Source organism: uncultured Wocania sp. (genome assembly GCF_964021735.1).
In the GTDB taxonomy this organism is placed as follows: Bacteria; Bacteroidota; Bacteroidia; order Flavobacteriales; family Flavobacteriaceae; genus Wocania_A.
Genome location: NZ_CAXIBN010000065.1, coordinates 1 through 16,305 on the forward strand (window position 1 = coordinate 1; position 16,305 = coordinate 16,305).

At 32.9% G+C, this 16,305-nt stretch carries 14 protein-coding genes; 6 read left to right on the forward strand and 8 right to left on the reverse strand.

Going from position 1 to position 16,305, the window contains the following annotated elements; all coding sequences use genetic code 11:
• Both AADI82_RS07510 and AADI82_RS07515 read right to left on the reverse strand, forming a co-directional pair.
• Nucleotides 1-944: phosphoribosylaminoimidazolesuccinocarboxamide synthase (locus AADI82_RS07510; protein WP_341215829.1), on the reverse strand; the 944-nt coding region annotated here is incomplete at its 3' end.
• A 263-nt stretch (nucleotides 945-1,207) separates the two neighbouring features.
• Nucleotides 1,208-2,161, reverse strand: a complete 954-nt coding sequence (locus AADI82_RS07515) for a PhoH family protein (protein ID WP_341215830.1) — start codon at nucleotides 2,159-2,161, stop codon at nucleotides 1,208-1,210.
• Nucleotides 2,162-2,306: 145 nt separating this feature from the next.
• On the opposite strand from AADI82_RS07515, the gene AADI82_RS07520 reads away from it, so the two are divergent.
• The 4 genes from AADI82_RS07520 to dnaN all read left to right on the forward strand — a co-directional run bounded on the left by AADI82_RS07520 (nucleotide 2,307) and on the right by dnaN (nucleotide 7,305).
• Nucleotides 2,307-3,155 (forward strand): SAM-dependent chlorinase/fluorinase, encoded by an 849-nt coding sequence (locus AADI82_RS07520; RefSeq protein WP_341215831.1) that lies wholly within the window; start codon nucleotides 2,307-2,309, stop codon nucleotides 3,153-3,155.
• An 18-nt stretch (nucleotides 3,156-3,173) separates the two neighbouring features.
• Complete coding sequence (locus AADI82_RS07525) at nucleotides 3,174-3,470, forward strand: antibiotic biosynthesis monooxygenase family protein (RefSeq protein ID WP_341215832.1); 297 nt, start codon at nucleotides 3,174-3,176, stop codon at nucleotides 3,468-3,470.
• 82 nt (nucleotides 3,471-3,552) lie between these two features.
• On the forward strand, nucleotides 3,553-5,937 hold the full coding sequence (gene gldG, locus AADI82_RS07530; protein ID WP_341215833.1) for a gliding motility-associated ABC transporter substrate-binding protein GldG: 2,385 nt from the start codon (nucleotides 3,553-3,555) through the stop codon (nucleotides 5,935-5,937).
• 249 nt (nucleotides 5,938-6,186) lie between these two features.
• Nucleotides 6,187-7,305: a DNA polymerase III subunit beta gene (gene dnaN, locus AADI82_RS07535; RefSeq protein WP_341215834.1), complete on the forward strand. Its 1,119-nt coding sequence runs from the start codon at nucleotides 6,187-6,189 to the stop codon at nucleotides 7,303-7,305.
• Between the two features lie 305 nt (nucleotides 7,306-7,610).
• On the opposite strand, the gene AADI82_RS07540 is transcribed toward dnaN, so the two are convergent.
• Together AADI82_RS07540 and AADI82_RS07545 are read right to left on the reverse strand one after the other, a co-directional pair.
• Entirely contained in the window at nucleotides 7,611-8,969 is a 1,359-nt protein-coding gene (locus tag AADI82_RS07540) for a pyridoxal-phosphate dependent enzyme (RefSeq protein WP_341215835.1), read from the reverse strand.
• A gap of 335 nt (nucleotides 8,970-9,304) precedes the next feature.
• The gene (locus AADI82_RS07545) at nucleotides 9,305-10,540 is read right to left on the reverse strand and encodes an FtsX-like permease family protein (RefSeq protein ID WP_341215836.1); all 1,236 of its coding nucleotides are present in this window, start codon (nucleotides 10,538-10,540) and stop codon (nucleotides 9,305-9,307) included.
• 5 nt (nucleotides 10,541-10,545) lie between these two features.
• Here AADI82_RS07545 and AADI82_RS07550 point away from each other — a divergent pair, with 5 nt between their 5' ends.
• The gene (locus AADI82_RS07550; protein ID WP_341215837.1) at nucleotides 10,546-11,838 is read left to right on the forward strand and encodes a DUF1343 domain-containing protein; all 1,293 of its coding nucleotides are present in this window, start codon (nucleotides 10,546-10,548) and stop codon (nucleotides 11,836-11,838) included.
• Here the strand turns inward: AADI82_RS07550 and AADI82_RS07555 are convergent.
• Both AADI82_RS07555 and AADI82_RS07560 read right to left on the reverse strand, forming a co-directional pair.
• Complete coding sequence (locus AADI82_RS07555; protein WP_341215838.1) at nucleotides 11,835-12,668, reverse strand: sterol desaturase family protein; 834 nt, start codon at nucleotides 12,666-12,668, stop codon at nucleotides 11,835-11,837. The genes AADI82_RS07550 and AADI82_RS07555 overlap by 4 nt on opposite strands.
• A gap of 41 nt (nucleotides 12,669-12,709) precedes the next feature.
• Complete coding sequence (locus AADI82_RS07560) at nucleotides 12,710-13,204, reverse strand: YkgJ family cysteine cluster protein (RefSeq protein WP_341215839.1); 495 nt, start codon at nucleotides 13,202-13,204, stop codon at nucleotides 12,710-12,712.
• Between the two features lie 60 nt (nucleotides 13,205-13,264).
• Here AADI82_RS07560 and AADI82_RS07565 point away from each other — a divergent pair, with 60 nt between their 5' ends.
• Nucleotides 13,265-13,963 carry a class I SAM-dependent methyltransferase gene (locus AADI82_RS07565; protein WP_341215841.1) on the forward strand — a complete coding sequence of 233 codons (699 nt, stop codon included), beginning with the start codon at nucleotides 13,265-13,267 and terminating at the stop codon, nucleotides 13,961-13,963.
• Here AADI82_RS07565 and AADI82_RS07570 read toward each other — a convergent pair.
• A complete protein-coding gene (locus AADI82_RS07570; RefSeq protein ID WP_341215840.1) occupies nucleotides 13,958-14,539 on the reverse strand; it encodes a DUF1287 domain-containing protein in 582 nt (193 codons plus the stop codon). The genes AADI82_RS07565 and AADI82_RS07570 overlap by 6 nt on opposite strands.
• 44 nt (nucleotides 14,540-14,583) lie before the next feature.
• The gene (locus AADI82_RS07575; RefSeq protein WP_341215842.1) at nucleotides 14,584-16,290 is read right to left on the reverse strand and encodes a TonB-dependent receptor; all 1,707 of its coding nucleotides are present in this window, start codon (nucleotides 16,288-16,290) and stop codon (nucleotides 14,584-14,586) included.
• Nucleotides 16,291-16,305 lie beyond the last annotated feature (15 nt).

The following is a 16,305-nucleotide window of genomic DNA, read 5'->3' on the forward strand; positions in this document are numbered from 1 at the left end:
TTCAAATACGCCAAAACATTCCCTTCAATACGCTCTTGAATATTAGAAACATCGGCTTTTACAAAAATTTCGCCTGTAATATTTTCGTAAAGTTCAATATATCGCTCGCTAACGGTTTCAATATACTCATCACTCATAAAAGGCACTGTTTGACCTTCTAAACCTTGAAAATTATTGGCTATTAACCATTGGCGTACAAATTCTTTAGAAAGTTGTTTTTGAGCTTCTCCTTTATCTTGACGCTCTTGATAACCATCAGCATAAAAATAACGAGAGGAATCTGGTGTGTGTATTTCGTCAATCAATACAATTTTTCCGTCTTTAGTTTTACCGAATTCATATTTAGTGTCAACTAAAATTAAACCTCTCGACGCCGCAATTTCACTTCCTCTTTTAAATAATTTATGCGTGTAATCTTCTAAAACCAAATAATCTTCTTCTGAAACGATACCGCGTTTTAAAATATCCTCGCGAGAGATATCTTCATCATGGTCGCCCATTTCTGCTTTGGTAGCAGGTGTAATAATGGGTTCTGGAAATACATCGTTTTCTTTCATACCTTCTGGCATAGGCACACCACAAAGCATACGCTTACCAGCTTTATACTCGCGTGCTGCATGACCAGACATATAACCACGAATTACCATTTCAACTTTAAAAGGGTCGCATAAATACCCCACAGCTACATTAGGGTCAGGTGTGGCGGTTAACCAATTGGGTACTAAATCTTCGGTAGCCGCCATCATTTTGGTCGCGATTTGATTTAGAATTTGCCCTTTGTACGGAATGCCTTTGGGCATCACGACATCAAACGCTGATAGTCTGTCGGTAGCAATCATTACCAATTGCTCGTCGTTTATATTATATACTTCTCTTACTTTTCCTTTGTAAACACTTTTTTGGTTTGGAAAATTGAAATTGGTGTCGGTTATGGTATTACTCATTATTTTGAATTGTTTATGAGTTGATTCGTTTATTTGTTTATGAGACACTTCGACTGCGCTCAGTGTGACATTTAGTTTCTATTATTGTTATGCGTCATTTCATTACGAGGAGTTTTTTTGCGACGTGGTAATCTCATTTTTTTAGATTGCCATATCAAACAAAAAGATAGGTCTTTCGACTTCACTCAAGATAAACTCCAAGCGGGAAATAGCTTCAAATTATTTTTACTTTACTAAAAACTGCGACTGAGACTGCAAACTAACTAGTCTCTATTCTCAATACTTTTATAGGCTTCTATTACTTTTTTAACCAGCTTATGACGAATTACATCTTTATCGTCTAAAAATATCATCCCTACGCCATCTACATTTTTTAAAATTAATAAAGCTTCTTTTAAACCAGAAATGGTTCTGCGTGGTAAATCTATTTGCCCAGGATCGCCTGTTAATAAAAATTTAGCATGCTTTCCCATACGGGTTAAAAACATTTTCATTTGTGCGTGCGTGGTATTTTGCCCTTCGTCTAAAATCACAAAAGCATGATCTAAAGTACGCCCACGCATAAATGCTAATGGTGCTATTTGAATAGTACCATTTTCTATATAATGTGCTAGCTTTTCTGGTGCTATCATATCGCGCAACGCATCGTATAATGGTTGCATGTAAGGATCTAATTTTTCTTTTAAATCGCCTGGTAAAAAACCTAAATTCTCACCAGCCTCAACCGCTGGTCGTGTTAAAATAATACGTTTAACTTCTTTGTTTTTTAAAGCTTGAACCGCCAATGCCACTCCTGTATATGTTTTACCTGTTCCAGCTGGCCCAATAGCGAAAACCATATCGTTTTTACGCATGCTTTCTACCAGTTTGCGTTGGTTAGCAGTTTGTGCTTTTATAAGCTTGCCACCAACACCGTGAACTATAACTTCTCCGCTTTGTTTTGAGGTAGTATAATCGTCGCTACTTTGGCTTGTTAAAACACGCTCGATAACATTTTCATCTAACTTATTATACTTAGCAAAATGTTTTAAAAGCATGGTAATTCTACGGTCGAATTCTTCTAATAATTCTTCGTCACCAAAAGCTTTAATCTTATTACCTCGAGCAACAATTTTAAGTTTTGGAAAATATTTTTTTAGGAGTTCAATATTGGCATTTTGTGCTCCAAAAAATTCTTTTGGAGTAATATCTTCAAGTTCGATTACAATTTCGTTCAAAGGCGTATGTTTAATGTTATAATTTTCATTTAAAATATAAAAACGAAAACGAAAATTTATGTAGGTTTGTAAAACACATTCATAAAGCTCAAAAATACATAAATTTGAGTGATCAAACATTAAAAACATATCAACAATTTTGCCAATGGCGATAATAACTTTAACTACAGATTTTGGAGAAAAAGATCACTTTGCTGGCGCAACAAAAGGTGCTATTTATAGTGAATTACCCGATGTTAAAATTGTTGATATCTCACATTCTGTATCGCCCTTTAGCATACCAGAAGCTGCTTACATCATTCAAAATGCTTACAATAGTTTTCCTAAAGGCACGATTCATATTATTGGGATTGATTCTGAAATAAATCCTGAAAATAAACACATTGCTTTAAAATTAGACGATCATTTTTTTATTTGCGCCAACAATGGGATTATGAGTATGATTTGTTCTGAAATTGCACCTGAAAAAATAGTTGAAATTAATATTCATGACAGAATACAAACTAGTTTTCCTGTTTTAGATGTGTTTGTAAAAGTAGCTTGCCATATTGCACGCGGAGGTACACTTGATGTTATTGGAAAAACAATTAACAACATAAAACCTATTAAAAATATTGTGCCGTATGTTAACGAAGATAAAACTCAAATTATAGGCAGTGTTATTTACATTGATAATTACGGAAATGTGGTTACCAATATTAAACACGATTTTTTTGAAACCATTCAAAAAGGAAGACCTTACGAGATTTCGGCACGAAATTATAAATTTAAAACCATTTTTTCAAAGTATAGCGACATTGTAAACTTTGAAATCCCTGAGGAAAAAAGACATGACGAAGGCAGAGGCTTAGTCGTTTTTAATTCTGGTGGTTTTTTAGAAATTGCGCTTTATAAAAGTAATACCACCACGGTTGGTAGTGCATCATCCTTAATGGGATTAGGTGTTATGGATGCTGTAAGTGTTAATTTTTTGAGAATAGAGAATAGAGAATAGAGAAATTTAACTGAGTATATGTTTGTAAGAATTGTAAAGATGAGTTTTAATGAGAATGTTATTGATTTGTTTCTTAAAAACTTTGATGCCAATAAACATAAAATTAGAGGATTTGAAGGGTGTCAATTTTTAGAATTATATAGAGATAAAAACGATACTAGTATATTTTTTACTTACAGCTATTGGGACTCTGAAACAGATTTAGAAGCATACAGACAATCCGATTTATTTAAAAACGTTTGGAGTAAAACCAAACCCCTTTTTAATGCAAAACCAGAAGCTTGGAGTGTTGATAAAGTCACTTCTCTCAAGTAAGCAGTTGCAGTATTCAGTCAACAGTAAAAAAAATATATATTCGTGAATTCATGGCAAAATAACCAACTCATAATCAACAAGAATGTTCGCTATACTTAAAAAAGAAATAAACTCGTTTTTCGCATCGCCAATTGGGTATTTGGTCATTGCCATATTCCTTTTGTTAAATGGATTGTTTTTATGGTTGTTTAAAGGCGAATTTAATATTTTAGATTATGGGTTTGCCGATTTATCATCGTTCTTTTTATTAGCACCTTGGATTTTAATTTTCTTGATTCCTGCCGTAACTATGCGCAGTTTTTCTGATGAAAAAAAACAAGGCACTTTAGAGCTTTTATTAACAAAACCAATCTCACATACCAACATTGTTTTAGGTAAATATTTTGGTGCTTTTGTTCTAATTTTAATCGCGCTTTTACCAACGCTACTTTACGTTTACACCGTTTATCGATTAGGAAATCCTGTTGGGAATTTAGATGTTGGCAGCACATTGGGGTCTTACTTTGGGCTATTATTTTTAATAGCATCGTACACCGCTATTGGCGTATTTTGCTCCACGTTATCCGACAACCAAATTGTGGCATTTATTAGTGCTGTTTTTCTGTGTTTCTTGTTTTATATTGGTTTTGAAGGGATTTCAGATTTCACTTCAAACTTATTTATTGAGCAATTAGGAATGAGCTATCATTTTAAAAGTATGAGTCGCGGCGTGCTTGATACGCAGAATATTTTATACTTTTTAAGTGTCACTATTTTCTTTATCGTACTAACCGCTAGAGGCATAAAAACAAAACCTTTTTCTAAGAAAGAATTATTACCACTTTTAGCTTTGCCAATTGGGTTGTTGCTTTTAAATATATTATCTGCTTCAGCTCATAAACGTTTCGATTTAACTGAAGATAATCGTTACACGTTAAGCAAAGCTTCAAAACAAATTATAAATGCTGTTGAATCACCTATTTTAGTTGATGTGTTTTTAAACGGTGATGATTTTCCATCAGAATTTAAACGCCTTCAAAGAGAAACTAAACAATTACTTGAAGAATTTTCAGCAGAAAACAACAACATCAATTTCAACTTTATAAATCCTTTAGAAGATGAAGCTACTCGCGAACGCAACATCCAGCAACTTACACAACGCGGATTAACGCCTATGCAATTAAGCGTGCAAGAAAGCGGCAAGTCGTCGCAAGCCATAATTTTTCCGTGGGCATTGGCAAGTTATAATGATGTTACGATTACCATTCCTTTAGTAAAAAATAAAATTGGTGCATCGCAACAAGACTTAGTAACCAATTCAGTACAACATTTAGAGTATGCATTTGCAGATGGTTTTAGTAAATTAACTAAACCAAAGCAGAAAAAAATTGCCGTATTAAAAGGTAATAATCAATTAGAAGATAAATACATCGCAAATTTTATTAAAAAAATTAACGAGTATTATTTTATTGCGCCTTTTACTTTAGATAGTGTTTCGAAAAATGCTCAAAAAACACTTAACGATTTAAATGAATTTGATTTAATTATATCAGCAAAACCAACTGAAGCTTTTACTGAAAACGAAAAATTAGTTTTAGACCAATTTACCATGAATGGCGGAAAAAGTCTTTGGCTTATTGATAATGTTGTTATGGAAAAAGACAGTTTATTCAACGCTTCGGGAACTAATTTGGCAGTTTCAAGAGATTTGAATTTAAACGATTTCTTTTTTAAATATGGGGTTCGTATCAATCCTGTAATGGTAAGCACGCTCTACTCCGCTCCTATTACGCTAGCGATTGGTGAAGGTAGCGATTCGCAGTTTCAAAATTTAAGATGGCCGTATTCGCCTTTAGCATCATCAAATAGCAAACATCCTATTGTTAATAATTTAAATCTGGTAAAATTCGATTTTGCGAATCAAATTGACACCTTAAAAAACAATATCAATAAAACTATTCTTTTAGAAAGTGCGCCGCTTACAAAATTAGAAGGCACACCAAAAGAAATAAGTTTAGATGTTGTTACCCAAGAGCAAAATCCTAAATTATTCAACAAAGGCAATCAAACACTTGCTGTGTTATTAGAAGGCAAATTTACAAGTGTTTATAATAACCGCATAAAACCTTTTAAACTTTTAGAAGAAAAAAACAAAAGCATTCCAACAAAAATGATTGTTATTGCCGATGGTGACGTGATAAAAAATGACGTGATAAAAAATGCTCCTCAAGAATTAGGATTTGATAGATGGACAGGACAAACCTATGGCAACAAAGAATTTTTACTGAATGCTGTTAATTATTTGTTAGACGATAACGGACTTATAAACATTCGGTCAAAAGAAATTGCTGTGGCGTTTTTAGATCAGCAAAAAATAGCAGCTCAAAAAACAAAATGGCAGCTCATAAATATTGCGTTACCATTGGGATTATTAGCATTATTTGGTTTTACATTTAACTACTTTAGAAAGAAAAAATATGCTGTCTAAATGTTAATAAGTTTGTTTCCTTTATTAATCTGTATGGAATATATTTGTAGAACTCGTCTTGACTTTTTGTTTTTAACCGAAAATGAGATGAAATTTGTTCAGATGAGTTATTTTTTGAAAGGCATAGCATCGCTACGGATAATAAAAGTAACGAAATATGGGCGAATTTCAGCCATTTTTTAGGAAATAGAAAAAGTCAAGATGAGTTCTTTAGTAGCATTTATTCAAAATTAAATACATTATAAATACATGAAATTTATAGTATCAAGTACCTATTTATTAAAACAATTACAGGTTTTAGGTGGCGTAATTAACAGCTCGAACACCTTACCTATTTTAGATAATTTCTTATTTGAATTAGACCACACAAAACTAACGGTTTCTGCTAGTGATTTAGAAACTACTATGGCTTCTAGCTTAGACGTTGAAAGCGATAGCAAAGGTAGCGTTGCAATTCCTGCACGTTTATTACTAGATACTTTAAAAACATTCCCAGAACAACCTTTAACCTTTGTTATTGAAGAAAATAACACGGTTGAAATCAGTTCAAATCACGGTAAATATGCTTTGGCTTACGCCGATGGAAACGAATTCCCAAAAGCAGTTGCTTTAGAAGACCCAAGTAAAACCGTCGTTATTGGCGATGTATTAGCTACAGCAATTAGCAAAACTATTTTTGCAGCTGGAAACGACGATTTACGCCCTGTAATGAGTGGTGTATTTTTTCAGTTTTCAACTGAAGGTTTGACCTTTGTGGCGACTGATGCTCATAAATTAGTAAAATATACACGAGAAGATATAAAAGCAAACCAGATTGCAGAATTTATTATGCCTAAAAAACCTTTAAATCTTTTAAAAGGTATTTTAGCAGCTAGCGAAGAGGATGTTACTATTGAATACAACGAAAGTAACGCCAAATTTACTTTTGAAAACTCTGAATTGATTTGCCGTTTAATTGATGGCAAATACCCGAATTATGAAGCGGTAATTCCTAAAGAGAATCCTAATAAACTAACAATTGACAGAACTCAGTTTTTAAATTCTGTTCGTCGTGTTAGTATATTCTCTAACAAAACAACGCACCAAATACGTTTAAAAATTGCAGGTGCAGAACTTAATATTTCGGCTGAAGATATTGATTACAGCAACAAAGCTGAAGAGCGATTAACTTGTGATTACCAAGGTGATGATATGCAAATAGGGTTTAACTCTCGCTTTTTAACAGAAATGTTAAATAATCTTAATTCTGATGAAGTACAATTAGAAATGAGTATGCCAAACAGAGCTGGTATTTTAACACCAATTGATGGTTTAGATGAAGGTGAGCAGATTACGATGTTGGTGATGCCTGTAATGTTGAATTCTTAAATTCTCACGAACATGGGAATCTCATGATATAAAAAGCAGTAATCTATAATTAGGTTGCTGCTTTTTTCCTCTTGACTTTGTCAGAAAAAAACGATAATTTCGTTTAACATTAGATATAAAACATTAAAATGATTTCATATCAAGTCGTTAGCAATAATTTGAGAAACCTACTTTACATACCAAATCTTTTTGATTTTTATTTCAGTCTCTTCTTGTGGACAAAATTCATCCGAAAAAAAACTTGGACTTACAACAAAAAATCGGACAATTAGTTGCGATATTTAATCACAAGGTCTCACCTTAAGTTACAAAGCACTGATAATATCGTACTTCGTAATAATTTGATGTGTACCATCTTCTAGCTTTACTAAAACCGCATTATTATCTCTATTAAATAGTTTAGAAATATCTTCGATAGCTGTATTTTTACTTACTACCGGAAATGGTTTATGCATCACATCTTTTATTGGTAAATCTGAAATGTCTTTGTTTTCAATAAACATGCGTAACAAATCGGCTTCGTCAATAGCACCAACAAATCCTGTTGAATCTTCAACGGGTATTTGAGATATTTTATACTTTTTCATGCGCTCAATAGCATGCGATACTAGTTCTTCGGTTTTAACGGTTACTAAATCTTGATTTTCGGTATTTTTAACAAGGTCTTCGGCCGTAGTTTTCTCGTCTTCAATAAATCCACGTTCGCGCATCCACTCATCGTTAAACATTTTACCAACGTAACGACTTCCGTGATCGTGAAACAATACCACCACAACATCCTCTTTAGTAAAATGCTCCTCTAATTGCAATACGCCTTTAATTGCAGAACCTGCCGAATTACCCAAAAACATACCTTCTTCTTTGGCTAATTTTTGAGTGTAAATGGCAGCATCTTTATCGGTTACTTTGGTAAACCCATCAATAATGCTGAAATCTACATTTTCTGGTAAAATATCTTCGCCAATACCTTCGGTGATGTATGGGTAAATTTCGTTTTCATCAAACTCTCCTGTTTCATGGTACTTTTTAAACACCGAACCGTAAGTATCTACACCCCAAATTTTAATATTTGGATTTTGCTCCTTTAAATATTTACCAACACCAGAAATGGTACCGCCTGTACCAACGCCAACCACAAAATGTGTGATTTTACCATCGGTTTGTTTCCAGATTTCTGGACCTGTACTTTCGTAATGTGCTGCTGCATTACTTGGATTATCATATTGATTAACGTACCATGAATTTGGTGTTTCTTCGCTCAATCGTTTTGAAACCGAGTAGTAACTTCGCGGATCTGTTGGTTCTACGTTTGTTGGGCATACTACTACTTTTGCACCTACGGCACGTAAAATATCCATTTTTTCTTTGGATTGTTTATCACTAATTACAAAAATACATTTATAACCTTTTACAATGGCAGCTAAAGCTAAACCCATTCCTGTATTTCCCGATGTCCCTTCGATGATGGTTCCTCCAGGTTTTAAGCGTCCGTTGGCTTCTGCATCTTCAATCATTTTTAACGCCATTCTATCTTTTGTAGAATTGCCTGGGTTAAAGGTTTCGTATTTTGATAAGACTAAACATGGTAAATCTTTGGTTAATGCATTTAGTTTTACCAACGGTGTATTACCAATAGTTTCTAGTATGTTTTTAGCGTATTTCATTTCTGGTTTTATGTTTTTTTTAAAGGTGAAATGTGTTCGCCTTTGAAATATTTAGTTGAATTTTGAATCTTTAATTCGGCTCGATTCATAGCTGCAAATTTAAGGTTTTGCTACGACTATTTTTATAAGTTAATGTTAATACTAAAACTTTAATGCGAGTTTTGGTTTGCATTAGGAATTGCAGAGGTATCCTTTTTAAAAACAAAAAAAGATTTGATATTGCTAAGACTGAAATTTAACAGATTGCCAAGCCCTTCGTCCTTGCAATGAACTTTAAAAGATATAGCAGAAAATCCGACTTTTTGTTTTTCTCAAAAAATAACGCTCAAATAAAATTATTCAAACCGAATGGCTTTTACTGGCGATATTTTTGTGATAATGTAAGAAGGTACTAAAAGCATAAGCAAACACAGAATGAGTGTGCCGATGTTTAAGGCAACAATATAACTTAAACTAATGTAAACTGGGGCTTCGGATACGTAGTATACGCTTGGGTCGAGTAGAAATATTTTGAAATATTTTTGCGCAAATAGGATGCCTAAACCTAAAATATTACCCCATAATAAGCCTAAAAAAATAAGGTACGAAGCGTTATAAATAAATAGTTTACGGATACTCCAATTGTTACTACCTAAGGCTTTTAAAACACCTATCATTTGTGTGCGTTCGAGAATTAAAACGAGTAGCGCAGTAATCATGTTAATGCCTGCTACGAGTATCATGATGCCGATAATGCCATATATGTTTTTATCGAAAATTTTAATCCATTCTAAAATGGAATAGTATTTATCTTTTATAGTTTGTGAATCAAGCAAAGAAGGTAAACTTTGATGTACTTCGATACCTTTTCTTTGCAACTCACTATAATCGTTTATAAAAATTTCAAAGCTTCCTATTTGGTTATCTTTCCATTTATTAATACGCTGCAAATGGCGAATATCTCCTATTAAATAAGTAGCATCAAAATCTTGAAATCCTGAATTATAAATACCTACAATGCTGTATGTAATAATGTTTGGGAGTTTATTGGGGTCGTCTTTTTTAAATATCATTTGAAAAGTATCACCCAATTTAAACTGCAATCGGTTTGCTAAATATTGCGATATTAAAACGTCTTCGTTTCGTTTGCCTGTGTAATCTGGCAGTTTACCTTCAATTAAAAACTCTTTAAAATAACTCCAGTTATAATCAGCACCAACACCTTTTAAAACAGCGCCTTCCCATACGGTTTCATCACGAATAACTCCGTATTTTGTTGCTACCGCTTGAATGTGACTAATACCTTCAACCGACTTGAATTCTGGATAAAACTCTTGTTCTTTTAATATGGGCACTAAGCTTTCCTGCGAGTTGTTACTATCGTAATTGGTAATGGTAATATGTCCATTAAACGCCACCACTTTATCTCGAATTTTTTGTTGCAGACCAATACCTGTGGCAATGGCAATCATCATAACTATCATACCAATAGCAATAGCTGCAATACCAATTTTTATTATTGGAGCAGATATGCTACTTTTATACGCTTTACTACCAATAATACGTTTAGCTATAAAAAACTCGTAATTCAATTTATATGGTGTCGTTTAATGTTTTCAAAAATACAGTTTTATTATTTGTTTTAATCATGATTTCTTGTGGAAGTAAATCGAAATCTAAAGATTCTTTGAGTACTAATCATGATGAGATTCTAAAACAAATTGAGAATGACGAAAAAATTATTGTTGGTGCTAATCAAACAGAAAACTACTTATCATTATTAAAAGGGAAACGTGTTGGTGTTGTTGCAAATCAGACTTCTGTTATTTTTAAAAATGAAGAACCTGATAACAAACAGATTGCCACATCGCAAAAAGCTTCTCGCAATGACGATTATATTCATCTCGTAGATTCTTTAATGGCTTTAAATATTAATATTAAAAAAGTATTTGCGCCAGAACATGGATTTCGTGGTACTGCCGATGCAGGTGAGCATGTTAAAGATGATATTGATACTAAAACCAATTTACCTCTTATTTCGCTTCATGGAAAAAACAGAAAGCCATCTAAAGAACAACTTGAAGATTTAGATGTTATGATTTTTGATATTCAAGATGTTGGTGTTCGCTTTTATACTTATATCTCAACATTACACTATGTTATGGAAGCTTGCGCTGAAGCAGAAATTCCACTTATAATATTTGATAGACCAAACCCCAATGGACATTATATTGATGGCCCTACCCTAGAGATTGAAAACAAAAGTTTTTTAGGTATGCACCCAATTCCGTTAGTACACGGCATGACTATTGGCGAATATGCACAAATGATTAACGGTGAAAAATGGTTAGAAAACGATTTAAAATGTGATATTACTATAATACCTATTAAACATTATACGCACCATACTTTTTATAGTTTACCTATAAGACCTTCGCCTAATTTACCAAACGACCAGTCTATTAAGCTATATCCTAGCCTAGGTCTTTTTGAAGGTACAAACGTAAATGCTGGTCGTGGTACCGAATTTCAGTTTCAACGTTATGGCGCACCGTTTTTAGACAAAAAAAATCTTAAGTTTACCTATACGCCTGTTGCTAATTTTGGTGCTAAAACCCCTAAACATAAAAATGAAATTTGCTATGGCGAAGATTTAAAAGATACTGATATTAATGGCGTTATGACACTAAAATGGATTATAAAAGCTTATAAAAACTCAACTGATGTATCTTTATTTTTTCTTACTAATGGTTTTACAAAACACGCTGGAACAGACAAACTACAAAAACAAATTGAAGCTGGTCTAAGCGAAGAAGCTATTAAAGAAACATGGCAAGATGATTTAATAGCTTTTAAAAAAATTAGAGCGAAGTATTTGATTTACGACTAGTCTTCAGCCGATGTTGGTTTTCTATATTTTTGAAACGGTTGTTTCAATAAATCTTTAATATTGCTGTTTTCTTTTTCATCTGGAAATACATCAACTCCATAAACAATTTTATCTGTATCTAATTCCATATACGTACCTAACAATCTATCCCAAATCGAAAAGATATTGCCGTAATTAGAATCTGTATACGGCATTTTATGGTGATGATGTACCTTGTGCATATCTGGTGAAACTAACACGTAACTTAAAGCCTTGTCAACCTTTTTTGGTAACCTAATGTTTGAATGACTAAACTGTGTAGCTACAATTGATAAAGACTGATACAACATAACTATTCCAATAGGCGCACCTATAGCTATAACGCCAATTAACGTAAATGTATAACGAATAATGCTCTCAATAGGATGGTGTCTGTTAGCCGTTGTAGCATCCACTTTATGATCGGAATGATGTACCAAATGTACCATCCACAACGGCGGTACTTTATGCTCGATCAAATGAGGTAAGTAAGCTCCGAAAAAATCCATTAAAAACACCCCTAAAAGAATATATAACCCCAAAGACATGTCTGGCAACCAATTTAAAATTCCGAAATTATTGGCGATTGCCCAATCTGAAGTCATTAATAAAAGGAATGCCATCGGTAAATTAACAAGTATAGTAGTTATTGTAAAAAATATGTTAGGAACGGCATGTTTCCATTTTTTATAATTGAAACTAAACAAAGGCATTGCACCTTCTAAAAGCCAGAAAAAAGTTAGTCCACCAACAATTATAAGTCCGCGATGTAGCGGAGGAATGGTTTCGAAATATTGCAATAATGCTTCCAATAGAAAGAATTTAGATACTAAATATAATGAAAACTTAGAAGTTAAAGCTTAACTCTTTTTTTCATTTCCTCAACAATATTAAAAGCCGCGGGACACATCGCTACATTTTTAAGAGTTAGGTTAGAAATTTGCTGAAACTTTTTTCTATCCGTATGCGGAAATTCTCTGCATGCTTTGGGGCGTACTTCGTAAATTGAGCAATAATTATCTGCGCCTAAAAACGTACACGGAACCGTTTGTAAAACATAATCGTCGTCCTCATCAATTCGCAAATACTGATTTATAAATTGTTGTGGTTTTTGTTTAAAATGTTTCGATATTCTATCAATATCTTTATCTGTAAACAATGGGCCAGTAGTTTTACAGCAATTAGCACAGGTTAAGCAGTCTGTTTTTTCAAACTCTTCGTCGTGTAATTCTTGCATCACATAATCTAAATTTTTGGGTGGTTTCTTTTTTAACTTCGCGAAGAATTTTTTGTTTTCGTTATGCTTATCTTTGGCTTGCTTTGGAAGATTATTTATGACGTCTTGCATAGTGTAAAAATACTATAATTTATGAGATGCTGAAACAAGTTCAGCATGACAAAATTAATTATGAAAGACCTTTTCGGAAACGCATTATTAGATTATCAAAACGGAAACTACACCGAAGATATTATTACTTCAACTAATATTTCTGATGAAGATGCATTGCCTCTTCCCTATTTGTTTCGGGGTTTTAAAGATATGCCCATATTAGAACAGAAGGTTTTAAAACTTGCAAAAGGTTTTGTTTTAGATGTAGGTTGTGGTGCAGGAAATCATAGTTTGTATTTGCAAGAAAAAGGACTTAAAGTTAAAGCTATCGATATTTCAAGAGGTGCTATTAAAGTGGCGAAACAACGTGGTGTTTTATATACTGAAGAAAAGAATATTTTAGATGAAACGGAAGCATTTGACACCATTTTATTATTAATGAATGGTACAGGCATTTTTCAAGAGTTATCACAAGTTTCAAAATACTTATCGCATTTAAAAAGTCTTTTAAAACCAAACGGACAGATTTTAATTGATTCGTCAGATATTAAATATATGTACGAAGATGAAGATGGTGGCTTATGGCAAGATGTGAATGCAAACTACTATGGCGAACTCGATTATTTTTTGAGTTATAAAGGCGAAAAAGAATTACCAATGAAATGGTTGTATTTAGATTTTAATATGCTACTAACCGTATGTACTTCTGTGGGACTTAAATGTGAATTGATTTTAGAAGGTGAGCATTTTGATTATTTGGCGCGTTTGAGTTTATAATTTATATCTATAATGACCAATAATTTTAAAGTCGAAAAGACAATCTTCTATTACTTGACCTGAACCAATATTATGAACAATTAAGTTTCGTTTACCATCTTTTGATTTTTTATTAACCACAATACCAATGTGTGTTGTTGCTCCTCTTAAATTCCAACACACCACATCACCTGGTTTATAATCGTTGGCATTTTTAGTAATTAGTTTTTCTGCGCCTTGGCGTTTAAAATACATCATTAAATTTGGCACGCGTCTGTGGTCAATATTTTTATCGGTAGTTTTTAAACCCCATATTTTTGGATATACATTAAAGTTAGCTTTCATATCTTCATGAACTTCTTTTTGCAAATCGATGCCTAATTTTCTATATGCTCTAATTATAACATCAGTACAAACGCCTTTATCACTTGGAACATCGCCATTTGGATAAGCTATTGAGAAATAACTTGGGTCATAAGTTATTTTTTGGTTTGTTAATTCTAGAGCAGCATCAGACAGATTTAATGTTTGAACTTCACTTTGTGAAATGCAAAGATTGAAACAGAAAAGAAGTAGAATGAATTTTATCTTTTTCATTAAAATATAGATTTTAATTTGAAAGATTCCCGCCTACGCGGGAACTAGAAGTCAAACTTAAAAGTAGCACCAGCTAAAAACTGGATACTTTGCACCGGGAAATTTTGCCAACGCTGATACGCCTTATTATTGATATTATTTGCCTTTGCAAACACCGAAATTTTGTCATTAATATGATACCCCAAATGTGCATTGGCATCAAAATAGCTATCCAAAACCATTGTAAAAGGTGTTGTAATAGTTATACCATCGTTTAAAAAAAACTGGTCTTTCCGTTCTCCAATGTAAAACAAGTTAGCACCTGCAAACCAATGCTCGTTTATTTGATAATCTAAAAATAGTGAGCCTTTTACATCAGGTAAATTCCAAGCTTCTGCTTCGGTATCGGTTGTATATTTAAAATATTCAGCTTTAATGCCTAATTTGAAATTTCTATTTACGTCAACATTAATTTCTCCAGCAACCCCAAAGGTATCAACATCGTCATACACCATTCCAAAAGAATTTCCGTAGGCATAATTTTGATTTGTTAACGTAATATCATTATTTCTAAACAGTGCTTTATTTCTATCAGCTAAATAACGCCCACTAATATTATAACTCATATTACTCGATAGTTTGCCTTTTAAACCAATATATGCATTGTACTGCTGATCGGTTGGCATAACCATTAAAGTTGGTGATACAAAAGGGTTTTCGGTTGCAAAATCGTGATATGAATTTTGAATTAACTCCCCTTGAATGCCTCCATAGGCAATTAAAACATCGTTAACCAATCTGTAAGTTGCGGTTATATTTGGATATAAATAAATGTTGTTTTCTTTAGTTTCAGAATCTCTTAAATATGAAATTGAGACTCCTAAATTAAGCGTTAAGTCGTCCTCTTTTAATTGATAAGTTGGGGAAACGCCTATTTGAAAATTACCATGCCTTAATTCATTATTAGAAAAATAACTCCTATCAAATGTTCCGTTTATATAATCAAATTTAAAATCAGTCGAAATTTCTTCACCTTGTATTGGTATATCTATTTTGGCTTTGGCAATAAACCTATTTTCTCCAGAACCTTGATTATCTCCAAAACGTCTGAAAAAGAAACTTCCAGAATTAATGTATGTGTTTTCGAATGAAATATCTCCGCCAAAATGCGCACTGTAAAACGAATGATCTACATCAATATTATTAGCTTGCGCTTGTGCAATTTGAGACTGTGGTACACCATACCAATTAAACATTTGTTGCTGAAAACCACCTTCAACATGCCACGCTAAATCACGTAATCTGCTTGAATAATTAGCATTTATTTTTGTAGTTGAAAAATTATCATCAAAAGATAGATCTTCTATACCACCTTGTGATGAATGATGACTAACATAACCACCTACACTTTCGGTTCTACTAATCGCATGATTTAAATACACTTCTCCTAAAATTGTAGTGTAAGTTCCAAAACCTAAAGTGGCGTAATTATCATATAATTTAACAGGTTTAGCTTTTTCAACTACAGCTGCCTTTCCTTTGGCAGGTGTAAATGTTGAAGCCACTGGAAATGAAAAAATGTTATACTTAATCTCTTTTTTTGTCGCTGTTTCTTCATCATCTAAAGACGGAATCTCTTTTACCTTAAAAGCATCAGAGATTGATGGTGTATATGGTTTCACAACATCAATAACACCTGTATTAATAGTATCGTTTTTTCTGCTTTGAGAGAAAACAGTTGTAACGCTTAAAGTAACAATGGCTAATAAAATATATTTTGTGTGCTT